We start from the raw sequence: 22,934 nt of genomic DNA, 5'->3' as shown, positions 1-22,934 counted from the left end.
GTTTTTGTTTTTCGGGCCGGGTTTTCGCAATCAGTCCAACTATCGAAAAACGAACAGCCAATAACGAAAACTTATTTCCGGGCGATGCGAACAGCGGGCGTTACCACCCGGCTGCCGCGCACCACATCGGGCATATCGGTCAGGATGGGTTGCAGGGTGGAATCGGGGCCAATGAAGGAGCCGAACCGAAGCTGCACGTGCACTTGGCTCCGGTCGAGGCGGGCAGTGTCCTCCTGAAAGCACTGCACCCGCACGCGCACTGTGGCCGGCTGAAGCTCGTAGTTTACGCCGGCTGGAAACCCTACCAGCTCGGGCACCACTTGCATGGCCACTACCACCAGCGGCCGGGGTTGCAGGCGCACTTTCACTTCGGGCACGTTGGTAACCACCAGTTCGGGGCCACCAATCGGTACGCGCAAGGTACCGTTGGTACTGCTAGCGGGTGCCTGGGGCAGATGCACTGGGTAGGGGTCGGCCAGAGCTTCCACTTGTTCGGCCGGCCCCTTGAATACCACGCTTTTCGGCTCGAAAACAGCCGCATAAGGCAGCGCCGACCCGTCGGCAGCAGGACTAAGTGCCAGTGGCAGTTGCCGCTTCACAAGCCTATCAAAGCTCACCCACAGCGTGTCGCTGATAAGGTAATTGAACTGCAAGCCCTCCATAGCCGTCTGCAACGCTGGCCGCACCGCCGCGCCGGTTACGTAGCGGGTGGCGGGCATGCCGCGCTGCAAGGATATTTCGGCGGGCTTTACGTCCAGCATTAACTGCTTGCGTAGCAGCTTCCAGCCGCGGCCTGTTACGTTTACAGCCACCTCCGTAGGGAGCGGCTGCACCGGAATGTAGCGGGCTTCGTTGTAGCGCCACGCCAGCGGGTACAGGATGCGGGTGGTGTAGGTTTTGCTCAACGCATTTAGCAGCCAAAATGTGCTCGCTACCAAGAAACAAGCCGTTACCGCCTGCCAATAGCTACGTCCCTGCCCGTAGAATGGGCTGGTAAACCAGCGCAGCAAACGGATGGAACGGTTGAAAAACATGGGTCAGTAATGAGGACAAGAGGACACAACCGAAAGACAAAGTAGGCAATTAAAGACTGCTTCGCCTTTCCTGTATTATCCGCAGCCCCTACCCTTCCGCCCTTACTCTTTCACTACCTCTTTGGCGGGCTTCACCTCGCGGGCAATGGCCGAGCGGTCGAACTTCAGGCGCGTACCCTTGTCCACTTCAATCGTCACTGATTCGTCGTTCAGGTCCAGCACTTTGCCATGTAGGCCACCAATCGTGACGATGGTAGAGCCTTTAGCAATGGATTCGCGAAACTTCTTGGCGTCGGCGGCTTTGCGCTGCTGCGGCCGGATCATAAAGAAGTACATCACCACCGCAATACCAATCAGCGGCAGAAAGGAAACCCAGCTTTCGCCAGCCGGGCGGGCTTGTAAGAGAAGCGTAAGCAACATATGGTGAAGTTGTGGAGTGGTGAAATTGTGAAATTCTGAAGTGGTGAAAAGGTGAGGTCATTACTCTCGGCAGCACACTCAAGTAGGCTGCGGCCAGAGGTCATCAACTCACCATTTCACCACTTCGCAAATTCACCTTATTGCGCTACTGGGCCTTGTGAACCGTCGGGCAAAATGTTGGCCTTGATATTGATTTTGGTGATGCTTGGCGACGTATTGCCGCGCACAGCTACCTCTTTGCTCTGGATGCCCGACTTACCGTGGCTGTCGAACTGCACGTCGATGGTGCCTTTGGCGCCGGGTGCAATCGGCTCCTTGGTCCAGTTGGGAGTGGTACAGCCGCATGAAGCGGTAGCGTTTTCAATCAGCAGCGGCGACTTGCCAGTGTTGGTGAACTCGAAGGTGTGCTTCACCACTGCACCTGGCTGAATGTCGCCGAAGTCGTGTTCGGTTTGCGCGAAGGTCATAACCGGCGCATTCGGATTAGGCACTTCCGTATCCGACACCACATTCGGGTTATCGACGGTTGGGTTAGCGGCAGCCTCGCTGGCTTCGGTGGCGGCGGCATTCATGCCTTCAGCACCTACTTCGCTGGTTTTGTCGGAGTTGCAAGCGCCGGTCAGCAGTACGCCGGACAGCAGGAAAGCGGAAAAAAGAGTACGTTTCATATGAGTAGCAGGAGCCGTACGCGTGCGGGTACGGTGTAAAAGTTTCCCGTAAAATTACGGTTTATTCGTGGGCCGCGGCGCACGGTTTAATAGCAAAGACCTTTTTACGACAGAACGGGCCATTGTTTTGCCGCTCCGCCGTAAAAAGGTCTTCTTCGCACTATTTCTCAGCAGCTTACTTGTTCAGGTTGCTGATAATAGCTTGCGCAAACTCGCTGGTAGAAGCTTTGCCGCCTAAGTCGCCGGTGCACTTCTCCTGATCTTTGAGGGTGGCTTCCAGCGCTTTTTCAATGGTATCAGCGTACTGGTGCTCACCAAGGTGATGCAGCATCATCAGGGCCGAGCGGAGCAGAGCCGTGGGGTTGGCTTTGCCTTGGCCGGCAATGTCCGGAGCCGAGCCGTGTACCGCTTCAAAGATGGCCATGTTGTCGCCGATGTTGGCGCCGGCTACCACGCCCAGGCCGCCTACTAGGCCCGCGCACAGGTCAGAGAGGAGGTCGCCAAACAGATTAGTGGTCACAATCACATCAAACTGCTCGGGCTTGTTTACGAGCTGCATGCACATGTTGTCGATGATCTTATCCTCGAACACAATCTGCGGAAACTCGGTAGCGGCTTCCTTACAGGCGTTCAGCATGACGGTACCGGCCATCTTGATGATATTGGCCTTATGGGCCAGGGTTACTTTCTTGCGGCCATGCTTGGCGGCGTAGGCAAAGGCGGCGCGGCATATTTTGCGCGAGCCCGCCACCGTGATGCGGGCAATGGAATCGGCAATGCCAAGACGTTCGTCCCACACTTCCAAGCCCGAGTACAGGCCCTCGGTGTTTTCGCGGAACAGCACCAAATCAATGCCTTCGTAGCGGGTTTTGATGCCTTCCGTGGTTTTGGAGGGGCGCACGTTCTGGTAGAGGTCGTACTTCTGGCGCAGCGTCACGTTGATGCTGCGGAAACCCTTGCCTACGGGCGTGGTAATTGGGCCTTTCAATGCCACCCGGTTTTTCTCCAACGACGACAAGAGCGCCTGCGGAATCAGCTCTCCCGACTGGTCGAAGGTGGTTTGGCCGGCGTTCTGCTCTTCCCACTGCACGGGTACCTGCGCCGCCGCAAAAATATCAGTTACCGCTTTCGTGATTTCGGGGCCAATGCCGTCGCCGGGGATGAGGGTGATGAGGTGCATCAAGAAGTGAATGAAGTGAAGGGATGGGGAAACGGGCCCAGCCGGAGCCAGGTATCGTGCCGCAAAGGTACCACGCCAGAATGTGCTTATAATGAAAAATGTGCTGATGTGCTGGTTTGCGACGGTGAAGCAACACCTCTGCAAATCAGCACATCAGCACATTTCCGGTGCTCGCGCGGGCCGCTAGAGGGTCTTGCGCGAGTTGATTTGGTTGATGAGCTGGTCCACGTCGCCAAGGAGCTGCTCGGCCTTGCTCTTGGCGTCCTGAATCACGCGTTGGCCTTCGCTTTTGGCCGACGATGGGCCGATATCCGACCGGCTGGTTACCAGGTTCTCGGTGATGTCGGCCAGCGCTTCGCGGTATTTCTCCAGCTGATAGCTCAACCAGCTCCGCGTTTCGCGGCCGGTTTCGGGGGCGTATAACAGGCCGATAGCGGCTCCGGTGACGGCGCCGCCGGCAAAGCAAAGAATGCCGGTGAGAGTTTTGCTACTCATTGTATGAAGAGTGAGTATGAACTAGTGAGTATTAGAACAGGGAAAGTGAGCCTTAGTACGCAGAACTACCAGTTGAGGTATAGGAAGGGAGTATAGAGTATTTGGTATTGAGTAAGTAGTACCATGACGGGTGACCAATCTTGTTACTACCTACTCGCTACTAATTACTTGATACTTACTTGCTACTGGTTGTCCAGCAGGCCGCGGCCCGACTTGCGGATGGCACCGCTAGCCGTCAGATCCTGGGCCAATTTATCTAGAATCCCGTTCACGAACTGCTTGCTCTTAGGCGTACTGTAAATCTTGCTGATTTCGATGTACTCGTTGATGGTCACTTTCACGGGAATACCGCGGAAGATGTGCATCTCACAAAGCGCCATTTTCAGCAGAATCTTGTCGGTGAGGGCCACGCGTTCCACGTCCCAGTTCTGGGTCGATTCGGCAATGAGCTTCTCGTACTTATCGTCTTCTTCGAGGGTTTGCTTGTAGAGGCTTTCGGCAAACTCCTTGTCCTCCTGCCAGTTAGCCGACAACGACATCAACTCCAACTTCTCGTCGGCAGCTTCGTCGAGCATCTTCACCGTTTTCAGCACGAGGTTCTTGACGATGGGCCGGTTTTCTTCCCAGTTCAGGTCGTCTTCCTCGATGTAACGCGGCAGGTTCTCGCCCTTGAACACGTAGGTTTTGTAGAGATACTTCAGCATCTCCTGGTCCTCGGCGTAGTTGCCGGCCGGGGCCGCCAGGTAGCTGTGCAGCTCGGGGTCGTTGCGCATTTCGTTGCGCCAAGCGAGGCGCAGGGCTTCCCGCTCGTCTTCGCCTTTCCACTGCTGGCCGCGGCGAATGGTGAGGTCGAGCAGTTGCAGGTTGCTCCGCAGCTTCTCAATCACGGGGTTTTGTTCCAGCCGGGTGGTGTCGAGCATGGGCTCCTTGGAAGCCAGGTGCTTGCGGGCTTCGCGGGTTTTCTCCTCCTCGATAATCTGAAGCAGAACTTCCGGAATATTGAGCAGGTGCAGGTATTGGTCGTGGATGCTTTCGGCGGCGTGCACCATCTGGCCGGCATAGAACGTGGCGTCCTTGGCAACGGCTTTCCGGTAGTACTTCATGGCGTCCTGCACGGCGTCTTGCACGTCGGCATCGTCGCTTTTCTCCGGCTCCTGGCCCGACTTGTGCCATTCCTTGAAGGTCAGCTCGGCCATTTTCTGCTGGCCCTTCAGCAGGCGTTTGTCCTGGGGTTCGGGCGAAGTCAGGTCGGGCGCGAAGGCATCCACAATCCGGTCATTAGCCAATAAAAAATCAGACCCCACGGCCTGATGGTAGGCGTACAGGGCCTGCATGACCTTGATGCGAAGCGTGCGACGGTTGAGCATTCTTTGTGTGATTTAGTGATTTAGTGATTTAGCGACTTAGTGAGTTTGACGTTCTGGTTGCTCAACGTGCACTGTTAGAACGTCAAACTCACTAAGTCGCTAAATCACTAAATCACCGCTAGTAAGTGGATTTGACTTTGCCGATGGCGGCAATGCGCTCCTCGGCTTGCCGGATGGCAGCGGCCTGGGGATGCGTGCCCTCCTCGTCGGCTTTGAGAAGTACTTGAGTGGTGTAATCGAAAATTTTCTCGGTTTGAGTGAGGGCTGACTGGCGGCTGCCCCCAATTACTTCGGAGTAAACGTTGATGAGGCCGCCGGCATTGATCAGAAAATCGGGGGCGTACACGATGCCACGGTCCACGAGGGCGGGGCCATGCACGTTCTCATTTTCCAGCTGGTTGTTGGCGCAACCGGCAATTACCCGGCACTTCAACCGCTCAATGGTATCGTCGTTGATGGTGGCACCCAGCGCGCACGGCGAGTAGATATCCACCTCCTGGTCGTAGATTTCGTCGAGGCCCACGGCTACCGCCCCGAAACGGGCAGCGGCTTCCAGCGCGCGGTCTTCGTAGTAGTCGGTGAGCACCAGCTTGGCGCCTTCCTTCTGCAAATACTCCATCAGGTAGGTGCCTACGTGGCCCACGCCTTGCACCGCAATGCGCTTACCGGCCAGGCTCTCGGAGCCAAACGCCTTTTTAGCGGCGGCCTTCATGCCCATGTAGGTGCCGTAAGCCGTTACTGGTGATGGGTCGCCGGAGCCGCCCATGCTTTCAGGCAAGCCTGCTACGTGCTTGGTTTCCATTCGAATGTACTCCATGTCCTTGGTGGTCATGTTCACATCTTCGGCGGTGATGTACTTACCATTCAGGTTCTGCACGAAGCGCCCGAACTTGCGCAACAGGGCTTCGGTCTTCATAGTGCGGGCATCCCCGATGATGACGGCCTTACCGCCGCCTAGGTTCAAACCCGAAATGGCGGCCTTGTAGCTCATGCCGCGCGAAAGACGCAGTACATCGTGCAGGGCATCAGCATCGGAGGCGTAGTGCCACATGCGGGTTCCCCCCAGTGCCGGACCCAGCACCGTGTTGTGAATGCCAATAATGGCGCGCAAGCCCGTTTCGTGGTCGTGGCAGAACACCACTTGCTCGTGTTGGAACTCGGCAATTTGACCAAAGACCGACGTATCGGTCGTCTCGTGAAATTCAACCATTTGGGAAGGGATGAAAGGGTGGGTGGGATTTGGGAAAGGAAAGAGCGGGACTTGCTTGTTGTATCTTTGCAAACCGCAACGCCACCTGGCAATCGGGCGTTATGGTTCGCAATTCGGGTGCAAAAGTAACCCAATTTCCGGTTCCGGCCATTGGTTAAGCTCTTTACGGAGCCAGCCAAGCCGCTGTTTTCTCGTCTCCACTTCACTCTCCTGTGTCCGCTCTTTCTGCTACCAATAAGTACCTATTTCGCTACAAATGGCATTTCATCGGCGGTGTGCTGTTCGTGGCGCTCAGCACGTTGCTGGCCATTTTCCCGGCCCAGATTGTGCGCTACGCCTTCGATTTGGTAAGTGAGGGCATCGACCTGTACCACTTATTTGCGGGCACGTCGTCGCAGGGCGAAGTGTATTCTCTGTTCGGGCGCAACGTGCTGCTGTACGGTATCCTGATTATTGTACTGGCCTTGCTGCGGGGAATCTTCCTGTTCTTCATGCGCCAAACGCTCATCGTGATGAGCCGGCACATCGAAAACGACCAGAAAAACGAAATCTACCAGCACTACCAAAGCTTACCGCTAGCCTTCTACCGCCGCCACAGCACCGGCGACCTAATGTCGCGCATCAGTGAGGATGTGGGGCGGGTGCGCATGTACTTCGGGCCGGCCATCATGTATTTCATGCAGTTGGTGCTGCTATTCGTGCTCATCGTGCCACTCATGTTCATGGTGAACGTGAAGCTGACGATTTACACGCTGCTGCCGCTGCCCATCCTGAGCGTCAGCATTTTCTACGTCAACAACCTGATTGAGAAGAAGTCCGACGAAATCCAGCGCAGCCTCTCGGGCATGACCACGTTCGTACAGGAGGCGTTTTCGGGGATTCGGGTGCTGAAGTCGTTTGTGCGGGAGCAGGATTCGCACCAGCAGTTTGCGGTGGCTTCCAATGAGTACAAGGAGAAGTCGTTGAGTTTGAACTTCGTGAACTCGCTGTTTTTCCCGCTGATTATGTTTCTGGTTGGCCTCAGCACCATTGTTACGGTGTACGTGGGCGGGCAGGAGGTTATCCGGGGCACCATCACCACGGGTAGCATTGCCGAGTTCCTGATTTACGTGAACCTGCTCACCTGGCCCGTAACGGCGCTGGGCTGGACCAGTAGCCTCGTGCAGCGCGCCGAAGCCTCGCAGGCCCGCATCAACGAGTTCTTGGACCAGAAAACCGACATCGTTTCGCAGAAGAATATCGAGCAGGAAATGGCCGGCGACATTGTGTTCGACAACGTCTCGTTCACCTACCCCGATACCGGCATCCAAGCACTGAAAAACGTGAGCTTCCACATCCGGCCGGGCCAGACCTTGGCGGTTATCGGTAACACTGGCTCGGGCAAAAGCACCGTGGCCGTGCTGCTCTGCCGCCTCTTCGACGTGACGACCGGCACCATCCGCATCGACGGCGTGGACGTGCGCGACTATTCCCTGAACTCCCTGCGCGAGCAAATCGGGTACGTACCCCAGGACGTGTTCCTGTTCTCGGACTCCATCCGCAACAACATCAACTTCGGCCTCAACAACCCAACCGAGGAGCGGATGCAGCAAGCCGCTAAAGACGCCAACGTCTACGACAACATCATTCGCTTCCCGGAAGGCTTCGATACCAAGCTCGGCGAGCGGGGTATTACCCTCTCCGGCGGCCAGAAGCAGCGCGTCAGCATTGCCCGTGCCCTAGTGAAAGAGCCGAAAATTCTGATCCTCGACGACTCCCTCTCGGCCGTAGATACCAACACCGAAAACGCCATCCTCGACGCCTTGCAGCGCATCATGCACAACCGCACCAGCCTCATCATCTCACACCGCGTGAGTTCCGTGAAGCTAGCCGACGAAATCCTGGTGCTCGACGACGGCGTAATTGTGCAGCACGGCACCCACGAAGTGCTAATGCAGGACGCTGACGGGCTGTACCGCGCCCTCTACGAGCGGCAGCTGCAAAGCGAAGACGCCGCATAGACTGATAGCCTAGTGTTTTCCTTGAGTAGCTAGTTCGGGCATCTTGTTTCTACCTTGACCTGAACTTAGCTTACCTAATGCAAATAGTAGTTAGTAAAACACAAAACGCCCATCTGGCCTACCAGATGGGCGTTTTTATAATGCGTTAAAGCGTGGTTACTGTCCTACCATCACGCGCTTAATGCCACGCCGCTCACCCGAGGTACACTGCACGATATAGGCGCCAGGCGGCAGGTTACGAACATCGAGTACGGCCGTTTCCGAACTGCTGATTAAGTCGCGGGTGATAACCGGACGGCCATCAGGACCGTTGATTTCCACGCGAGTAGGATTCGGCGAGTTAGTGCGCACCGTGAGCCGGCCGGTTACAGGGTTGGCACTAGCCTGCACCTTCAGCAACGACGTATTCACAGCCGGCACCACCATTTTGTCGGTAACGAGGGCTACGGGGGCCACCGGCGCCGCAGAAGCAGCAGGCTTCGGAGTGGCAGTACCCGGCTTGGCCGATGGCACTCCGGGTTTGGCCACCGGTGTAGCTGGCTTAGCCGCCGTGGCTGGGGCGGGTTTCTTAGCGGCCGGCACCGCTGCTTTCACCGGAGCCTTAGCGGCGGGCTTGGGAGCAACTCCTTTGGTTTGGGCCTGCACAGGATTCAACAACCCCAAAGTAAAAAGCACAGCAACAAGAGAAAGTACAGATTTCATACGCATATCTATGACAACGTGAGCTACCCAGATTTCTTGTAAAATTACTCAAATATACGCCTCTAAAATCACAATTCATCAGAAAGTACTAATACCCAATATCTTCTACCGATTGTCATAATCACCGTTTGCTGCTATAAACGCAACCCAGTTGCAGTGCTAATTACGTGAGTCAACAAACCTGGCTCAGCGGGCAGTCTAAAGCTAGTACGGTATCTGTTTGGCTAGGAGAAGTTACTATCCCAAGAAGCTTAGCAGTATAGCTAGACCAGTGAGGCGACCGAAAGACGCAAGTAATCGAAGCCTGCATCTGCCCAACCCTATCTTGCCTTACCGACGCCTTTCAGCTGAAACCTATTCGCTGCTGATTAGGTAGCTACAAAATTCAATTGCTGGCAACTACACGCAGCATAAGTAATTCAATGAATATGGGGTAAAAGCCAAGACGCAGATAGTGAGACCAGTCGTGACGTAAAGGCAGGAAAAATCTGCGGAAAACTTGTTCCGTTAGCCATACAGCGGCACTAGGCAACCGAATTTTGTTGCCAATACATTGCGCAACATTCAATTTCTGGGTTACCTTTGTGCCATAATTCCTCGGGGTGTAGCGTAGCCTGGTATCGCGCCAGCATGGGGTGCTGGAGGTCGTAGGTTCGAATCCTGCCACTCCGACTGAAGAATTTATTGTCTGAAAAGCCTCTGGGAACCCCACCCAGAGGCTTTTTTTGGCTCTTTCCGTTCGGTTATTAGGTAAGTAAGGCCCCTTTCAGGGGTAGCGTAGCCCGGTAGCATGCGTCGTTGAGGACGAAGGTTCGAACCCTGCTACCCCAACTTTCTGCTAAGCCATAAAAAAACCGCTGAACCTTCGTTCAGCGGTTTTTTTATGGTGCTTTTTGGTGGCTGCCGCTAAAAATGCGCCAAACAGCAGTTTAGTGCAACGGTCGTTTTTTCACCATGCCGCCCTTGGTTTCGCGCACGCTATGCATCACTACGAAAGCCTGGGGGTCAATTTTTTCGATTTCAGTTTTCAGTTGCGTGACCTCTAGGCGGGTGGTTACGGTAAAGATGATGTCGATGGCGGCGCGCTGGTGGCCGTGCGAGCCGTAGCCGCGCTTGCCCGCGTAAACGGTGGCCCCACGACCGAGTTTCTCGGTTAACATCTGCCGGATTTGCTCGCTCTGCGCCGATACGATGGTTACACCGGTATATTCCTCAATGCCTTCGATAATGAAGTCGATAGTCTTGGCAGCCGACAGGTAAGCCAGGATAGAGTACAACGCGGTTTCGATGGATAGCAGGTAGGCCGCCGCGCCAAAGATCACCAAGTTGATGAGCAGAATTACATCGCCGACGGAGAGGGCCGTTTTCTTGCTCAGGTATACGGCCAGTACCTCCGTACCGTCGAGTACGGCACCGCCGCGCACCGTCAGGCCGATACCGGCCCCAAGAAAGAAACCGCCGAAAACAGCAATTAGCAGCTTGTCTTGGGTAAGCGTGGGAAACGATACCACCAGCAAGGCCAGAGCCAAGCCCATAATAGCCATCAGAGTTTTGAGGGCAAAGCCGCGGCCCATCTGGTAGTAGCCCAGCACCACAAACGGAATGTTGATAACCACAATCAGCAACGACAACGAAATACCTGTCAGTTGGCTGGTAAGCAATGAGATACCTGTTACCCCCCCATCAATAAACTCATTGGGCAGCAAGAACCCTTTCAAGCCAAGCGCCGCCGACATGATACCCAACACAATGAAAATTGCCTGGCGGATGTATTGGCCAAATTCCCGTTCATCGGACTTGGCTGGTTCGTCTACCGTAGCCGCAACGGCTGCAGTTGGCACTGGTGAAGAAGATAAAGTACTTGCGCCTACCATTTCTCGAAGGCGCTGAAGTATAGATTGTTGAAGAAGCATGAACACAGTGAGTTTGCTGCTTGCGCGGGTTTCAGCTACGCCGAATGGCTTGGCAGATAGGCAACAAGCAGCAGATTGTTAATAAGTAAGTAGGTGGTTTACCCGGCTTTCAGGGCTTTCATTACGACCCAATGATGCGCCGCAACAGTAGCTAAGGAGCGTTGGGCAATACAGCAACTAAAAACTGACGCTGCCGAAACAGGACTGGCAGCACCTCACCCCGCCAATCCAGACAGATGGGCCATATAAGCGCATTCGTAAGCTCCCAATTAAGCTGTGGTAGCAACGCTGTGCTTACTGGTAGCCAGCTGCCGGCATCCGCTTCGGCAGGAGCAATGGCTTCCCAACAGGTAGTGCGCTGCTCTATTAACTCAGTTGCGGGCGTTACACTAATGCGTGTGCTACCAGTTCGCTCAACAGCATTAATGCTAGCATACCGGATGATAGCCATTGCAGGCTTCAGCTCTATAACGCACAGCAGTGCCGCCAGCAGCCAACTAAGGCGCCAGTGCGACGATACAACTGAGGAAACAGAACGAGACATAGAGGAAAGGCTAGCGCAAAAATGGTAAAGCGCTGGTCTTTATTCAACGGGCTAGGCACTAGCCATGTTCCCGGCACCCTTACCAGACAGGTTTTACAGAGTGTTGCTGGACACGTAGCACTTCAGAGCATTCTGCTATTTTCAATCCTCAAACACCTTAAAATCATAATATTAAGCCAAAAATTAGCTACAACACACTATCTACTTTGTTAATATATAAGTATTGTGATTTATTTTTTTGAGCGGCTTGTTCATGCCCTAGCAACAGGCATTCATCCTTTACTTACTAAGTGTGTATCGAGTGACTTCTCAACTCACAGAGTGCCTTCTTACTTGGGCTTTGTTTGCTCACTAAGTCCGAGAAATATAGTAGCCGCTTTATTAATGCTTAAGACAAATTGCGCCCTGCTTCTATCGATACAGGAAAGGCCGACTTATAGGCTACTGCCTTTTATTGGTGGATGGATTCAGGAACGATGAATGCAACTATATATACTAATTAAGATGGTATTCATACTAAATATATTAGATTTGCGTATCCACTCTGCTTACGTCCTTTCTTCCAACGGCTATGAAAAAGGAACCTCAGTACACAGTTTGCTATCAGCTTACACTAGCTGAATTTGAAGACGGCTACATTGTGAATACCCACCAGGTGTGCCACTATCAGTTAAGCGAAACACCAGAACTGAACGAGGTATTCACTGACCTCTACGAGCAATTCCGAAGCCCGCATCTGCTGGGTCTGCAAATCACCTCCATCCGCTGCCAGCAAACTGCCCAGGATAACTTGCTGGTGTAACCTCTCGGCTCATAGGAGCTAAGGCTTTTTTATTGCGCGACTGAGCATATTTTCGATAAAATATATAAATCCGATTACCCTAATAATCCCGATGAATAGTGCGTTGGAGGCGTACTTTTCATCTTTTATCTACTCCTTTTATGTCAATCAAGAAATCGGTTTCAAGTATTCTGCTACTGGGCACCGCAATAGGCACGGCGCAGGCTCAAACAGAAGCAGGCAAGTTGCTCGTGAGTGGACAGGTGAATTATTATCAATCGAAGGGCGAGTCTACATCTACCACCCCTTCTGGTTCTGTGGCCAACGTTCAGCAGGATTCCAAGCAGTCCAGCTTCAATTTTGCGCCCCAAATTGGCTTCTTTGTAGCTGACAACCTGGCTCTTGGCATCCGTGGCAGCGTAGGTTCAGGTAAGAACATAGAAACCAGAAATGACAATGGTAGTCCCAACACTTATCATCGTAATGACAGAACAAAAGGCGCAACGATAGGCCCCTTTGTGCGCTACTATAAAATGCTGGGTGAAAGAGTAGCTTTCTATGGTCAATTGGCTGGAGGATACCAGCGCCAAATCCAGAATAACAGCAGTTATTATTCAGGAATCAATAATGAAGAGTATTATAGTTCCGAGGCAAAATCGACTGGTGGTTTTGCTACATTATCCCCCGGCTTTGTATTCTTTCCCACCCCCAAACTTGGGTTAGAGCTTACGGTAGGTGGCTTATCGTATACTGCATCTAAATCGGAAAGCACGTTTCAAAGCAATCAGTCCTATCAAACTAATTACGAAGGCACTAGCAGCAGTTTCGGGGCTAATTTTGGGCTGCAATACCTAGCTGTAGGCGCATCGTTCCACCTAGGAAACTAGCTTCCCTGCTACCTAAGCAAATGGGCTCCTTCGCACAGTGCGAAGGAGCCCGTTTCATATTAGGCTTAACTGAATCTACTTCACCACAGCCCACACTTCCACGGGGCCGGTAGTTGGAAACCGCTCCAGGTAGATATTCTGCAAGGTTAGGCTTTGCTCCTTAGCCGTTGATTTGATACCGGTATAGAGCTTGCCGGGGGCTACCAAGTAACTGGCTTCGATGGCGGAGTGCAACACCCGCTGCCCGGCCGGAAACACCCGGTACCGGTAGCCGGCTGGCAGCTTCTGCGAGGTAGTATCATCCACAATCAGCCCCACAAATACCCTAGCCGCTTCGCTGGATGAGGCAGGGTCGTTGTAGAAGATGTTGCCGAACGTGCCGTTGATCTTGCCCGACGTACGAATTTCGTAGGCCTCACGGGTTAGGTCACCGAAGGCTTCACTGCCGGCCGGGCCCTCAAAGTATTTGCCGGCTACAAAAACCGGCTGCGCGGTGGTTTCCAGCTTCACGTCGGCCGTTTTGAAGCCGCCCAGCACATAGTAGGCCACGCCAACTGCCACGATGAGCAGCAGGGAAAGGATAAGAAAAATACGGTTCATGAAGTAGTTGCTTTGGGGCTGCAAAGGTGCAGCAGGAAAGCCGAAGAATGACAGGAAGGCAAGCAAGAAGTAGCACACATGTGCCATAACCTGCCAGTAGCGCTGCTTGTGCTTATGCCTTCAGCACGTCGCGGTACTGCATCTGGTAGAGTTGGGCGTAGTATCCGCTCTGGCGCAGCAACTCCTCGTGGCGGCCCGATTCTTTGATTTCGCCGTGGTCCATTACAATGATGCGGTCGGCTTTTTGGATGGTGCTGAGGCGGTGAGCAATAACCAGCGAGGTCCGGCCCTGCATCAGCTTCTCGATAGCCGCCTGAATCAGCTCCTCGGTTTCCGAGTCAACCGAGGAAGTGGCCTCATCCAACACAATAATCGTGGGCTGGTACACCATAGCCCGCACGAAACTAATGAGCTGCCGCTGCCCTACCGAAAGCGTGGCACCGCGCTCCATTACAGGATAATCGAGGGAGCCGGGCAGCCGCTCGATGAACCGTCGCGCTCCTACCAAGTCGGCAGCTTCCCAGATTTGCTCGTCGGTAATGTCCTGGCTGCCTAGCGTGATATTGTCACGAATGGTACCCGCAAACAGGAACACATCCTGCAACACTACGCCAATATGGCGGCGCAAAGCACTTAGGTCGTAGTCCTGCAAGTCGTGACCATCTACTTTGATATGGCCTTTATTGATGTCGTAGAAGCGGCTGAGCAGGTTGATGATGCTGGTTTTGCCGGCGCCGGTAGCGCCCACAAACGCTATGGTCTGGCCGGGCTCCACCTTGAAACTGATGTCGCGCAGTACGTACTCTTCTTCATTGTAAGCAAACCACACCTTGTCGAACTCCACCTCGCCGCGTAACGTGGCCGGGGCTAAGGTGCCGTTGTCGGGAATGAAATCCTGGCTGTCGAGTAATTTCAGTAGCCGCTCGGTGCTTACCAAGCCAAGTTGTAAGGTGTTAAACCGGTCGGCAATCTGGCGGATGGGGCGGAAAAACAACGCGTTGTACATGATGAAGGCAATGAGGGCGCCCTTGGAAATGGTGCCCTCAATCTGACCTTGGGCGGCGTACCACACCAGCAACCCCACCCCCACGGCACCCAGCACTTCGGCCACCGGGAAATAGATGGAGTAGTACAGCACTGAGCGGATATTGGCACGGGTGTGCTCCTGGTTCAGGGCCTGAAACTTGCGGTACTCACGCTCCTCGTTGTTGAAAATCTGCACCACGTTCATGCCCGTCAGGTGCTCTTGCACGAAGGCATTGAGGCTAGCTACGGCCGTGCGCACCTCCTGAAACGACTTCTTCACCTTCTCCTTAAACACGTAGGTGCTAAACAGCAGCGGCGGAATTACCGATAAGCTCACCAAGGTCAGCCGCCAGTCGATGTAGAACATGAAGCCCATGATGAAGACCAGCTGCAAAATGTCTCCCAGCATAGCCGCTAGCCCTTCACTAAACACATCCGACAGGGTTTCCACGTCGGAAATGTTGCGGGTGGTAAGCACGCCGATAGGAGTCCGGTCGAAGAACTTGAGGCGCAGGTTGAGGATGTGCTTGTACAGATCCACCCGAATGTCGCGCACGATGTACTGGCCGAGCCAGCCACCGAAGTAAGTTTGCAGGTAACTCACGAAGGAGTTGGCCACCAGCAGCACCAGCAGCAGCCCAAACATCTTGTTGAGCCCGAGCCAGTCGTTTTCCTCAATGGTGACGTCCACCATGCGCTGGATGAGGAATGGCCGGAGCGTACCGAGCACCGCCGCCGCCAGCGTCAGGAAAACCAGCAGGTAGAAGATGCGCCGGTAAGGCCGCACGTACACCATCAGCCGGCGCAGCACCTGCCAATCGAAGATATTGCCGGATTTGGCAGAAGCGGTAGTTGGTTCCAAAATAGAAAGGTATTGAGTGCTAGTAACCAGGCACACCGGCCGGAAGTTGCAGAGCGGTTTTCGGCAGCACTATACTTCAGAGCCAGCGGAGTTTACTTCCCTACAAAGTACGGCAAACCTGGCGGCAGTAGTTCGGGGGGCACCACATCGGGCATGTACTCTACGCGGCTCAGGTAGAGGCCTTGGGCCGGCGCCGCGCTACTGGCATCTACCCGGCGCTGGGCGTGCAGAATCTGCTGAAACTGCGCGGGTGTAATCTTGCCCCGACCCACGGTGAGCAGGGTGCCTACCACCAGCCGCACCATGCCCCGCACAAACCGGTTAGCCCGGATCCGGAACATCAGCCCGCCGGGCATTACGTGCCAGCTGGCCTCATACACCACGCACACATAGTGGTTTTCGCCGCCTTTCACTTTAGAGAAGGCCGTGAAGTCGCGGGAGCCGAGCAGGGTGGCGGCGGCCTGGTTCATGGCCTCCACATCGGGCGCGCGGTCCAAGTACAAGGCTCGCCCTACGCTAAACGGGTCGGGTACGAGGCGCACGTAGTATTCGTAGGTGCGGGCATCGGCTGAGAACCGGGCGTGGGCGTTATCGGGTACCGGATGCAAGGCATAGGCGGCAATATCGGGCGGGAAAGCGCGGTTGAAGCGGTACAGCGCCGTTTCCAGATCCAGCGTTTCCGGAAATTCAGCCTCGAAGTGCGCTACCTGGTGGCTGGCGTGCACGCCTGTATCGGTACGGCCACTACCCAGCGAGTACACTGGCTGCCGCAGCACCTGCGAGAGGCACCGGTCTAACTCCTGCTGCACCGTGAGCGTGTTGGGCTGCACCTGCCAGCCGTGGTAGCGGGTGCCATCGTAGGCTAAGTGAAGGAAGTAGCGCAAACTTGACAATGGGTGAATGAGTGAATAGATGAATGGATGAAGTGAAGTAACGACAAAACAGGAAAGGCGAGCTTATCCTAACGTAGGTCACTCCATCCACTTATTCACCCATTGATTTTAGCGTACAGCCGCGAATCAAACATCTGGTTGTGCTTGACAATGCTTTTGCGCAGCACGGCTTCCAGCTCAAACCCAGCTTTTTCCAGCACCCGTGCCGAGGCAAGGTTGGTTTCGAACACCACGGCGTAGAGCCGGCACACGTCGAAATGGGCGAATACGTATTCTGCTACCCGCTGTACGGCGGCGGTGGTTAAGCCCCGCCCCCAGTATGGCTGCCCGAGCCAATACCCGATTTCGGCGGAGCGGCGGCGCACATCCGTTTTAAAATGTACGCCCACGCTACCCACTGCCTTACCTTCTACCTCAAACGCCAGATGCAGGTCGCGCTGCTGGTCGGCCATCAGGCAAAGATAGAATTCAGCGTCCTGCTGGGTGTACGGGTACGGAAACGTGTCGCGCAGATTTTCGGCAATGCGCGGGTCGTTGGCATACTCTACTAGCGCCGGCGCATCGGCAAACGACCAGGGTCGCAGCCGGACTCCGGGTAGCGGTAGTTCCAGCGTAGGCGTAAGCAGCGGGTCGGTCATAGACTGTTCGTTTTTCGTGGTTGGTTTTTCGTAGTTCCTCAGCAGAAGCTTGTGTCAAGACGAACCACGAAAAACCAACCACAAAAAACGAGTTATGCTTTCTCGTAGACGATGGCCGCGCCTTGGCCCACGCCCACGCACATAGTTACGAGGCCGTAGCGGACATCCTGGCGGCGCTGCATTTCGTGCAGCAGCGTAGCCGTGAGGCGCGAACCGCTAGTGCCCAGTGGGTGCCCGATGGCAATGGCGCCCCCGTTCACGTTCACGATTTCCGGGTTCAGGCCCAATTCACGGATACAGGCAATGCTTTGCGCGGCAAACGCCTCGTTCAGCTCAATCAGCCCGATATCGTTCAGCGTTAAGCCCGTGCGTTGTAGTACCTTTTGGGTGGCGGGCACCGGCCCTAAGCCCATGTATGCTGGGTCAACGCCCGCGAAGGCCGAACCTACTACCCGGGCCAACGGCTTTAGGTTGTAGCGCTTCACGGCCTCTTCGCTCACCACCATTACGGCGGCGGCGCCATCATTAATGCCAGCGGAGTTACCGGCCGTTACGGTGCCATCTACGGGCTGGAAAGCGGGTTTCAGCGTGCCTAGCTTCTCGATGGTGCTCAGACGCGGCGGCTCGTCGGTATCAAACAGCGCGGCATCTCCTTTGGGGGCGGCCACAAATACCGGCACGATTTCCTTACGGAACCGACCCTTCTCGGCGGCCCGGTGGTAGCGGCGCTGTGACTCAAACGCAAACTCGTCCTGCTCGCGCCGGGTGATGCCATACTTGCGCGCTACGTTTTCGGCGGTTTCGCCCATAGCGTACGGGTGGTGCATCTTGCTAAGCTTGGGATTGGTGAAGCGCCAGCCCAACGTGGTGTCGTGGGCCGTCAGCTCCCGCCCGAAAGCCGTTTCCGACTTCGCCATCACAAACGGCGCGCGGGTCATGCTTTCCGAACCACCCGCCAGATATACGTCGCCTTCACCCGCCATTACGGCACGGGAAGCATCGGTAATGCTCTGTAAGCCAGAAGCACATAGGCGGTTTACGGTTACGCCGGGCACCGTAATGGGTAGGCCCGCCAGCAGCGCAGCCATGCGGGCTACGTTGCGGTTGTCTTCGCCAGCTTGGTTGGCGGCGCCCATTATTACATCTTCAATTGCCGCCTTATCCACGCTGGGGTTGCGGCGCATCAGTTCGCGCAGTACGTGCGCAGCTAGGTCATCGGGACGGACGCTGTGGAGGGCACCCCCAAATTTGCCGATGGGAGTCCGAACGGCGTCAACTATATAAGCAGTGGGCATTGTCTGATTTGAATGCGTTTTTCCAGTTGATGTTGGCTACTTTTGCCGGCCCGGCTTTCCTGCCAGGCCCCATCATTACCTGAACACAAAGATGATACAAAGAATCCAAAGCGTATTCCTGCTTTTACTGGCCCTGTGCATGATTGCCGTGGTTTTCCTCCCCATCTGGCACAAAGCCGACCCCATAACCGGCCAGGAGTTGACCCTAACGGCCACTGGCTTTGCCTATAACAAGGCCGGCACCGGCCTAGCCGCTCCCGGCAACGTGTGGCTGATTGCAGCGTTTGCAGCCGCCTCGGCCGCCTTAGCCTTGTTTGAAATCTTCCAGTTTCGGAACAGGTTTTTGCAGCTCAAGCTGGGCATGCTCAATTTGCTGTTGATTCTATGCACCATTGGGGCCGGGTTCTACTTCTCGAACCTAGGTGAGCAGATGCTAAACGTGAAAATTCTGGGCGACTACCAGGCTGGGTTCTATCTGCCTACGCTGGCACTACTCCTCAACGTGCTGGCCAACCGCTTCATCCGCCGCGACGAGCAGCTAGTCCGCAGCATGGACCGGCTGCGGTAAGTAGTAGCTACTGAAACAAGAATTGGAAGTGTAAAACAGAAGCGCCGCTTGGTTCTACCAAGCGGCGCTTCTGTTTTTAAGTCTTAGTCTTACTACGTACTGCCCTTTCAGCGCTGTTGCGCGAGGTAATCTTGAAACTCCCGGGCCGAAGCGGAGAACGTGAAACCATCGTTGAGGCGGTACAGGTTCTGGCGGTCGGCTACGCGGGGTACACCGTATTTAGCCAACTCCATTTTCGCACTCTCGAAGCTTAGCTCTTTCATCAACCGGGTTAGGTCTTCGGCCCGGATGGCCGTTTCGCTGAGTGCCTGCTGGGCCATTGGCATCCGGTCTTTATCGAACGACTGTCGATGCATGGCTGCTACCAACCCATCCACATCCTGCGCCGATAGTACACGGTTGTAGCTCGCACCACTGCCCGGGTAGCCGTTGCCATTGCTGTAGCCGCCGCTGGGGTAGTTGCCACCGTTGTTATTGGGGGTAGGGTAGCCGTTATTGCTGCCGTTAGGGTAGTTGCCATTCGGATAGCCGCCGCGGGTGTCTTCATTGCTTGGGTCAATGGGTTGGTTGCGGTGCACGTCGCCATCCTCGTAGTAATAATCGTCGTTACCGTTCTGGTAGCCGCCCTGCCCGCCACGGGGTGGCGGACCGTAGCCCCGCAGGGGCACTGCCGCCACTTTGCGCAGCTCAGGTGCAAAGCCCGGCCGAGTCAGCAGCACGTAACTGGTTTCCAAACCTGCATCCAGAAACACTCGGGTGCGGTAGTTGATGGAGCGGCCGTACCCAACCGGAATGGCGAAGTCCACCCAATGCACGCCCGGCACAAGTCGGTCGAGGTGAACCTGGCGGGCACCGCCCCGGGTAAGGGCGCGGCCATCGAAACGGAGGTTGAACAGGGTGCCGCGCTCCGACGTGAAGTTCACGTTGGCCGGAGCGGCTTGGAGTTGTGCTGCCGCTAGCAAAAGCAGGCCGAAGCAGAAGAGTAGCGCCTTTTTCATGGCAGTGGTAGGTTGCTGGAAGCAATTCGTTTGCGTCCGTATTTCTGTCATTTCCAAGGATTGTGCCACTTACGAGAAACCAGGCTCACAGCTGAATAAACTGTACCTTTTGCGGCTGTTACACCCCTTACCAGCATCCGTAAGGCAATGAAGCGTAGAATGAATAGAAAAGAGCCCCCGCACCTTTCAGTACGGGGGCTCTTTTCTATTCAGAGGAAATTCAGAACTGCTTACTCAGCAATTTTGGTCACTTTGAATTCCGTGCGACGGTTGCGCTGGAATTCATCCTCGGTCTTGGCATTCTTGATTTCCGGACGAGCCTCGCCGTAGCCCTTAGCCGTGATGCGGCTCTTGTCAACACCCTTGGAAATGATGTAGTCTACGGCCGACTGCGCACGTTTCTGCGACAGAGTCTGGTTGTAGGCATCCTTACCGCGAGAGTCGGTGTGCGAGCTGAGTTCGATGGTGATTTTCGGGTTGTCATTCAGCGTTTCTACCAGCTTGTCCAGCTCGGCAGCAGCATCCGGACGGATATCCGCCTTGTCGTAGTCGTAGAGGATGTTTTCTACGCGAATAGCCACGTTTTTAACGATTTTGGTCAGCGTCAGCGTCACCGGGATGCTCACGTCGTTCATTTCGTTCGGCAGCTGATCCTGGGAAGGCTTGCGGCCTACGGTGCTCACAGCGCTACGAGCAGTGAAATAACCAGGGCGGTCGGCTACTACGGCGTAGCTAGCCGCAGCGGAGTCGAGCTTGATGCTGAATTTGCCATCAGCGCCAGTGGTTACTTCCTGAATTTTCTTGCCGTCGCGGCCAATCAGCTCCACTGTTTCGCCGGATACTGGCGTGGTAGTGCCGGTTTTGGCGTCGCGCTCCACCAGCGTACCGTCCGCAATGAACGTTACCAGCTTCAGCGGCTTCTTACGGAACATGTAGAGGTCATCGGAACCCTTGCCGCCTGCGCGGTTCGAGGAGAAAACGCCCATGTCCTTCGTAGCGAAGTAAGGAGCGAAGTCGTCGCCGTTGCTGTTTACCGGGGCACCCAGGTTTACTACCTTGCCCTTGTCCACCATGAAGATGTCGAGCTTACCCAAGCCAGGCTGTCCATCCGAAGAGAAGTACAGCGTGTTGTCGGGAGCTACAGCGGGGAAGTTGTCGTTGCCAGCCGTGTTGATCTGGTCACCCAGGTTTTCGGCAGGCGAGAAACGGCCGTTCGGGCCGAGGGTAGCCTTGTAGATGTCGTTGCCACCGAGGCCACCTTTGCGGCTGGAAGCGAAGTACAATGTCTGGCCGTCGGGAGCAAAAGCTGGCGCGAAATCGTCAGCCGACCGGTCGTTGATGTTAGCTAGTACTGGCTCACTCCAAGCGCCGTTTTTGTTGTACGAAATCCAGAGGTCCACGCTCAGCAGGCCCTTTTTCGAGCCGTCGTTGGAACGGGCGAATACCATCGTTTTGCCGTCGGGCGTATACGTGGCGCTGGCTTCGTGCTTGTTTTCGGTGTTGAACAAAGGCTCCAGCTTACGCACCGTGCCGCCCGTCATTTTATCGGCATCGTCGAACTTCACAGCGTACAAGTCGCTGAAATTCTCACCGTTGCCTGGAAACTTCTTGCCTTCGCGGCCGGAAGCAAACACCAACTCTTTGGTGTCGGGTACTAGGGTCGAGCCGTACTCAGCGGCAGGCGTGTTCACCTGGTCGAGGGCAGTTACCTCGTTGTTGGAACGCATGGCTACAATGGTGTTGGCCATCTTCGCGTTCTTGGATTCCATTTCGGCACGAGCAGCCAGGGTGCGGCCGGCACTGTTTTGCACGTAAGCATCGAATTGCTGGGCGGCTTCATCGAACTTACCATTGGCTTTCAGGGCCTGGCCGTAGTAGAACACTGCATCGGGAGCTTTAGCACCTCCATCAATTGCGGCTTTGTAGTAGCTCTCGGCCTGCTCGATACGGTTGGAGCGACGATAGGCCTCCGCAATGCCATAGTTCGACATAGCGGTATTTTTTCCCTTAGCTACGTCTGCTTTGTAGAGCTCTATTGCAGTTTCGTATTCGCCTCGGGTAAAGCGCTTGTCTGCTTTACTCAAGCCGCCGGTCGTTGCGCACCCGCTCAATAAGGCAGTTGAACTGGCAGCAACGCATACTAGTAGTAGTTTCTTCATAGGTGGTGAAGGGTGGAAGTGAAAGCTAGGCATCGTGAAAGGAGGCCATTCAAGGCCTAATAATACTAAGTTTGAACAGGATAATAGTTTGGAAAGCAAAATTTTTCCTCGGCTTAGTGAAAGTATCGAGCCAACCAGGTACGGCTAGCCGCCGTAGGAAACGAGTTTTGTAAACCGTCTTTTCGGGCCACGGTAGCATCGAAATAGGGCGTATCGGAAACCAGCTGACCCGCGGCTACAGCAGCTTTCAACTCCCGCCGGTCTAGCAGTTCCACCTGCCCATCTACCAAGAAAGCTAGGCGCGACTTTTCCAGCAACGACACGTTCAGCGCATCTTCTACTGCCCGCACAAACCGCACTGAGGCATCAATGGAACAGCCACTGGCATCGGCCACTGCCTCATCTAGCCCGATAACCAGAAACTGGTGATGCAGAATCTCGGCGGAAGCCTGCAACGACCGGCCGTGGCTGGTCCACTCGGTAGCAAAGTGCTGCAAAGCGGGCTGCACGGTGGCTATTTCGGCCTCAGTTAGAGGCCGGTCGGCCTGATAAATCCAGATGCGGGCTGAGTTGGGGAGCTGATTGAAAGGAACGTACATGACAGATACTAGAATGCTGGAGAATCTGCTTGGTCTAGCAGTAACGACTAAGCAGGATGATTTATTTTCTTACAAAAGAACAACCCCGCCGGTAA

22 protein-coding genes and 1 tRNA gene are annotated in these 22,934 nt (G+C 55.0%); 5 read left to right on the top strand and 18 right to left on the bottom strand.

Annotation, left to right across the window (positions count from 1 at the left end):
- Positions 1-71: 71 nt before the first annotated feature.
- From G536_RS0122215 to G536_RS0122185, 7 genes are all read right to left on the bottom strand, one after another.
- The gene (locus G536_RS0122215) at positions 72-1,034 is read right to left on the bottom strand and encodes a YbbR-like domain-containing protein (protein WP_022825809.1); all 963 of its coding nucleotides are present in this window, start codon (positions 1,032-1,034) and stop codon (positions 72-74) included.
- Positions 1,035-1,136: 102 nt separating this feature from the next.
- Entirely contained in the window at positions 1,137-1,454 is a 318-nt protein-coding gene (gene yajC / locus G536_RS0122210; RefSeq protein ID WP_022825808.1) for a preprotein translocase subunit YajC, read from the bottom strand.
- A gap of 137 nt (positions 1,455-1,591) precedes the next feature.
- Positions 1,592-2,122, bottom strand: a complete 531-nt coding sequence (locus tag G536_RS0122205; protein ID WP_022825807.1) for a DUF1573 domain-containing protein — start codon at positions 2,120-2,122, stop codon at positions 1,592-1,594.
- A 175-nt stretch (positions 2,123-2,297) separates the two neighbouring features.
- On the bottom strand, positions 2,298-3,302 hold the full coding sequence (locus G536_RS0122200; protein WP_022825806.1) for an isocitrate/isopropylmalate dehydrogenase family protein: 1,005 nt from the start codon (positions 3,300-3,302) through the stop codon (positions 2,298-2,300).
- Positions 3,303-3,485: 183 nt separating this feature from the next.
- Entirely contained in the window at positions 3,486-3,797 is a 312-nt protein-coding gene (locus G536_RS0122195) for a YtxH domain-containing protein (RefSeq protein WP_022825805.1), read from the bottom strand.
- Positions 3,798-3,979: 182 nt separating this feature from the next.
- Positions 3,980-5,164, bottom strand: coding sequence for a transcription antitermination factor NusB (gene nusB / locus G536_RS0122190; protein ID WP_022825804.1), 1,185 nt, complete (start codon positions 5,162-5,164; stop codon positions 3,980-3,982).
- A gap of 118 nt (positions 5,165-5,282) precedes the next feature.
- A complete protein-coding gene (locus tag G536_RS0122185) occupies positions 5,283-6,374 on the bottom strand; it encodes a Glu/Leu/Phe/Val dehydrogenase dimerization domain-containing protein (protein ID WP_022825803.1) in 1,092 nt (363 codons plus the stop codon).
- Positions 6,375-6,586: 212 nt separating this feature from the next.
- On the opposite strand from G536_RS0122185, the gene G536_RS0122180 reads away from it, so the two are divergent.
- Positions 6,587-8,374, top strand: a complete 1,788-nt coding sequence (locus G536_RS0122180) for an ABC transporter ATP-binding protein (RefSeq protein WP_022825802.1) — start codon at positions 6,587-6,589, stop codon at positions 8,372-8,374.
- A 156-nt stretch (positions 8,375-8,530) separates the two neighbouring features.
- On the opposite strand, the gene G536_RS0122175 is transcribed toward G536_RS0122180, so the two are convergent.
- Complete coding sequence (locus tag G536_RS0122175) at positions 8,531-9,076, bottom strand: T9SS type A sorting domain-containing protein (RefSeq protein ID WP_169515143.1); 546 nt, start codon at positions 9,074-9,076, stop codon at positions 8,531-8,533.
- 598 nt (positions 9,077-9,674) lie between these two features.
- Between G536_RS0122175 and G536_RS0122170 the strand changes: the two genes are divergently transcribed.
- A tRNA-Pro gene (locus tag G536_RS0122170) sits at positions 9,675-9,748 on the top strand.
- A 257-nt stretch (positions 9,749-10,005) separates the two neighbouring features.
- Here G536_RS0122170 and G536_RS0122165 read toward each other — a convergent pair.
- Positions 10,006-10,917 (bottom strand): YitT family protein, encoded by a 912-nt coding sequence (locus tag G536_RS0122165; protein ID WP_022825800.1) that lies wholly within the window; start codon positions 10,915-10,917, stop codon positions 10,006-10,008.
- Between the two features lie 223 nt (positions 10,918-11,140).
- Complete coding sequence (locus tag G536_RS32330) at positions 11,141-11,533, bottom strand: hypothetical protein (RefSeq protein WP_157530848.1); 393 nt, start codon at positions 11,531-11,533, stop codon at positions 11,141-11,143.
- 571 nt (positions 11,534-12,104) lie between these two features.
- On the opposite strand from G536_RS32330, the gene G536_RS0122160 reads away from it, so the two are divergent.
- Together G536_RS0122160 and G536_RS0122155 are read left to right on the top strand one after the other, a co-directional pair.
- Positions 12,105-12,335, top strand: a complete 231-nt coding sequence (locus G536_RS0122160) for a hypothetical protein (RefSeq protein ID WP_022825799.1) — start codon at positions 12,105-12,107, stop codon at positions 12,333-12,335.
- Between the two features lie 140 nt (positions 12,336-12,475).
- On the top strand, positions 12,476-13,201 hold the full coding sequence (locus G536_RS0122155; protein ID WP_022825798.1) for a hypothetical protein: 726 nt from the start codon (positions 12,476-12,478) through the stop codon (positions 13,199-13,201).
- Between the two features lie 75 nt (positions 13,202-13,276).
- On the opposite strand, the gene G536_RS0122150 is transcribed toward G536_RS0122155, so the two are convergent.
- The 5 genes from G536_RS0122150 to G536_RS0122130 all read right to left on the bottom strand — a co-directional run bounded on the left by G536_RS0122150 (position 13,277) and on the right by G536_RS0122130 (position 18,515).
- The gene (locus tag G536_RS0122150; protein WP_157530846.1) at positions 13,277-13,801 is read right to left on the bottom strand and encodes a hypothetical protein; all 525 of its coding nucleotides are present in this window, start codon (positions 13,799-13,801) and stop codon (positions 13,277-13,279) included.
- Positions 13,802-13,913: 112 nt separating this feature from the next.
- On the bottom strand, positions 13,914-15,623 hold the full coding sequence (locus G536_RS0122145) for an ABC transporter ATP-binding protein (protein ID WP_051167076.1): 1,710 nt from the start codon (positions 15,621-15,623) through the stop codon (positions 13,914-13,916).
- A 158-nt stretch (positions 15,624-15,781) separates the two neighbouring features.
- Positions 15,782-16,573 carry a tRNA pseudouridine(38-40) synthase TruA gene (gene truA / locus G536_RS29375; RefSeq protein WP_022825795.1) on the bottom strand — a complete coding sequence of 264 codons (792 nt, stop codon included), beginning with the start codon at positions 16,571-16,573 and terminating at the stop codon, positions 15,782-15,784.
- Positions 16,574-16,677: 104 nt separating this feature from the next.
- Entirely contained in the window at positions 16,678-17,220 is a 543-nt protein-coding gene (locus tag G536_RS0122135) for a GNAT family N-acetyltransferase (RefSeq protein WP_022825794.1), read from the bottom strand.
- Positions 17,221-17,312: 92 nt separating this feature from the next.
- On the bottom strand, positions 17,313-18,515 hold the full coding sequence (locus G536_RS0122130; protein ID WP_022825793.1) for a thiolase family protein: 1,203 nt from the start codon (positions 18,513-18,515) through the stop codon (positions 17,313-17,315).
- A gap of 91 nt (positions 18,516-18,606) precedes the next feature.
- On the opposite strand from G536_RS0122130, the gene G536_RS0122120 reads away from it, so the two are divergent.
- A complete protein-coding gene (locus tag G536_RS0122120; RefSeq protein ID WP_022825792.1) occupies positions 18,607-19,083 on the top strand; it encodes a DUF4293 domain-containing protein in 477 nt (158 codons plus the stop codon).
- A 107-nt stretch (positions 19,084-19,190) separates the two neighbouring features.
- Here the strand turns inward: G536_RS0122120 and G536_RS0122115 are convergent, their stop codons facing one another.
- The 3 genes from G536_RS0122115 to G536_RS0122105 all read right to left on the bottom strand — a co-directional run bounded on the left by G536_RS0122115 (position 19,191) and on the right by G536_RS0122105 (position 22,839).
- Complete coding sequence (locus tag G536_RS0122115) at positions 19,191-20,081, bottom strand: proline and serine-rich protein 1 family protein (protein ID WP_022825791.1); 891 nt, start codon at positions 20,079-20,081, stop codon at positions 19,191-19,193.
- Between the two features lie 230 nt (positions 20,082-20,311).
- On the bottom strand, positions 20,312-22,273 hold the full coding sequence (locus G536_RS0122110) for a CHU_0125 family OmpA-like outer membrane integrity protein (protein WP_483790108.1): 1,962 nt from the start codon (positions 22,271-22,273) through the stop codon (positions 20,312-20,314).
- An 80-nt stretch (positions 22,274-22,353) separates the two neighbouring features.
- Positions 22,354-22,839, bottom strand: a complete 486-nt coding sequence (locus G536_RS0122105; RefSeq protein WP_022825789.1) for a hypothetical protein — start codon at positions 22,837-22,839, stop codon at positions 22,354-22,356.
- Positions 22,840-22,934: the final 95 nt, after the last annotated feature.

Source organism: Hymenobacter norwichensis DSM 15439 (assembly GCF_000420705.1).
Classification (GTDB): Bacteria; Bacteroidota; Bacteroidia; order Cytophagales; family Hymenobacteraceae; genus Hymenobacter; species Hymenobacter norwichensis.
This window is presented reverse-complemented; position numbering and strand designations above follow the sequence as displayed.

Bases quoted from the DNA above. Each gene is read 5' to 3' on its own strand.
- G536_RS0122185 (WP_022825803.1), bottom strand. From the start codon at position 6,374: ATGGTTGAATTTCACGAGACGACCGATACGTCGGTCTTTGGTCAAATT.
- yajC (WP_022825808.1), bottom strand. From the start codon at position 1,454: ATGTTGCTTACGCTTCTCTTACAAGCCCGCCCGGCTGGCGAAAGCTGG.
- G536_RS0122175 (WP_169515143.1), bottom strand. From the start codon at position 9,076: ATGAAATCTGTACTTTCTCTTGTTGCTGTGCTTTTTACTTTGGGGTTG.
- nusB (WP_022825804.1), bottom strand. From the start codon at position 5,164: ATGCTCAACCGTCGCACGCTTCGCATCAAGGTCATGCAGGCCCTGTAC.
- G536_RS32330 (WP_157530848.1), bottom strand. From the start codon at position 11,533: ATGTCTCGTTCTGTTTCCTCAGTTGTATCGTCGCACTGGCGCCTTAGT.
- G536_RS0122195 (WP_022825805.1), bottom strand. From the start codon at position 3,797: ATGAGTAGCAAAACTCTCACCGGCATTCTTTGCTTTGCCGGCGGCGCC.
- G536_RS0122120 (WP_022825792.1), top strand. From the start codon at position 18,607: ATGATACAAAGAATCCAAAGCGTATTCCTGCTTTTACTGGCCCTGTGC.
- G536_RS0122155 (WP_022825798.1), top strand. From the start codon at position 12,476: ATGTCAATCAAGAAATCGGTTTCAAGTATTCTGCTACTGGGCACCGCA.
- G536_RS0122160 (WP_022825799.1), top strand. From the start codon at position 12,105: ATGAAAAAGGAACCTCAGTACACAGTTTGCTATCAGCTTACACTAGCT.
- G536_RS0122200 (WP_022825806.1), bottom strand. From the start codon at position 3,302: ATGCACCTCATCACCCTCATCCCCGGCGACGGCATTGGCCCCGAAATC.
- G536_RS0122110 (WP_483790108.1), bottom strand. From the start codon at position 22,273: ATGCCTAGCTTTCACTTCCACCCTTCACCACCTATGAAGAAACTACTA.
- G536_RS0122205 (WP_022825807.1), bottom strand. From the start codon at position 2,122: ATGAAACGTACTCTTTTTTCCGCTTTCCTGCTGTCCGGCGTACTGCTG.
- G536_RS0122215 (WP_022825809.1), bottom strand. From the start codon at position 1,034: ATGTTTTTCAACCGTTCCATCCGTTTGCTGCGCTGGTTTACCAGCCCA.
- G536_RS0122105 (WP_022825789.1), bottom strand. From the start codon at position 22,839: ATGTACGTTCCTTTCAATCAGCTCCCCAACTCAGCCCGCATCTGGATT.
- G536_RS0122135 (WP_022825794.1), bottom strand. From the start codon at position 17,220: ATGACCGACCCGCTGCTTACGCCTACGCTGGAACTACCGCTACCCGGA.
- G536_RS0122115 (WP_022825791.1), bottom strand. From the start codon at position 20,081: ATGAAAAAGGCGCTACTCTTCTGCTTCGGCCTGCTTTTGCTAGCGGCA.
- G536_RS0122150 (WP_157530846.1), bottom strand. From the start codon at position 13,801: ATGAACCGTATTTTTCTTATCCTTTCCCTGCTGCTCATCGTGGCAGTT.
- G536_RS0122145 (WP_051167076.1), bottom strand. From the start codon at position 15,623: ATGGTGTACGTGCGGCCTTACCGGCGCATCTTCTACCTGCTGGTTTTC.
- G536_RS0122130 (WP_022825793.1), bottom strand. From the start codon at position 18,515: ATGCCCACTGCTTATATAGTTGACGCCGTTCGGACTCCCATCGGCAAA.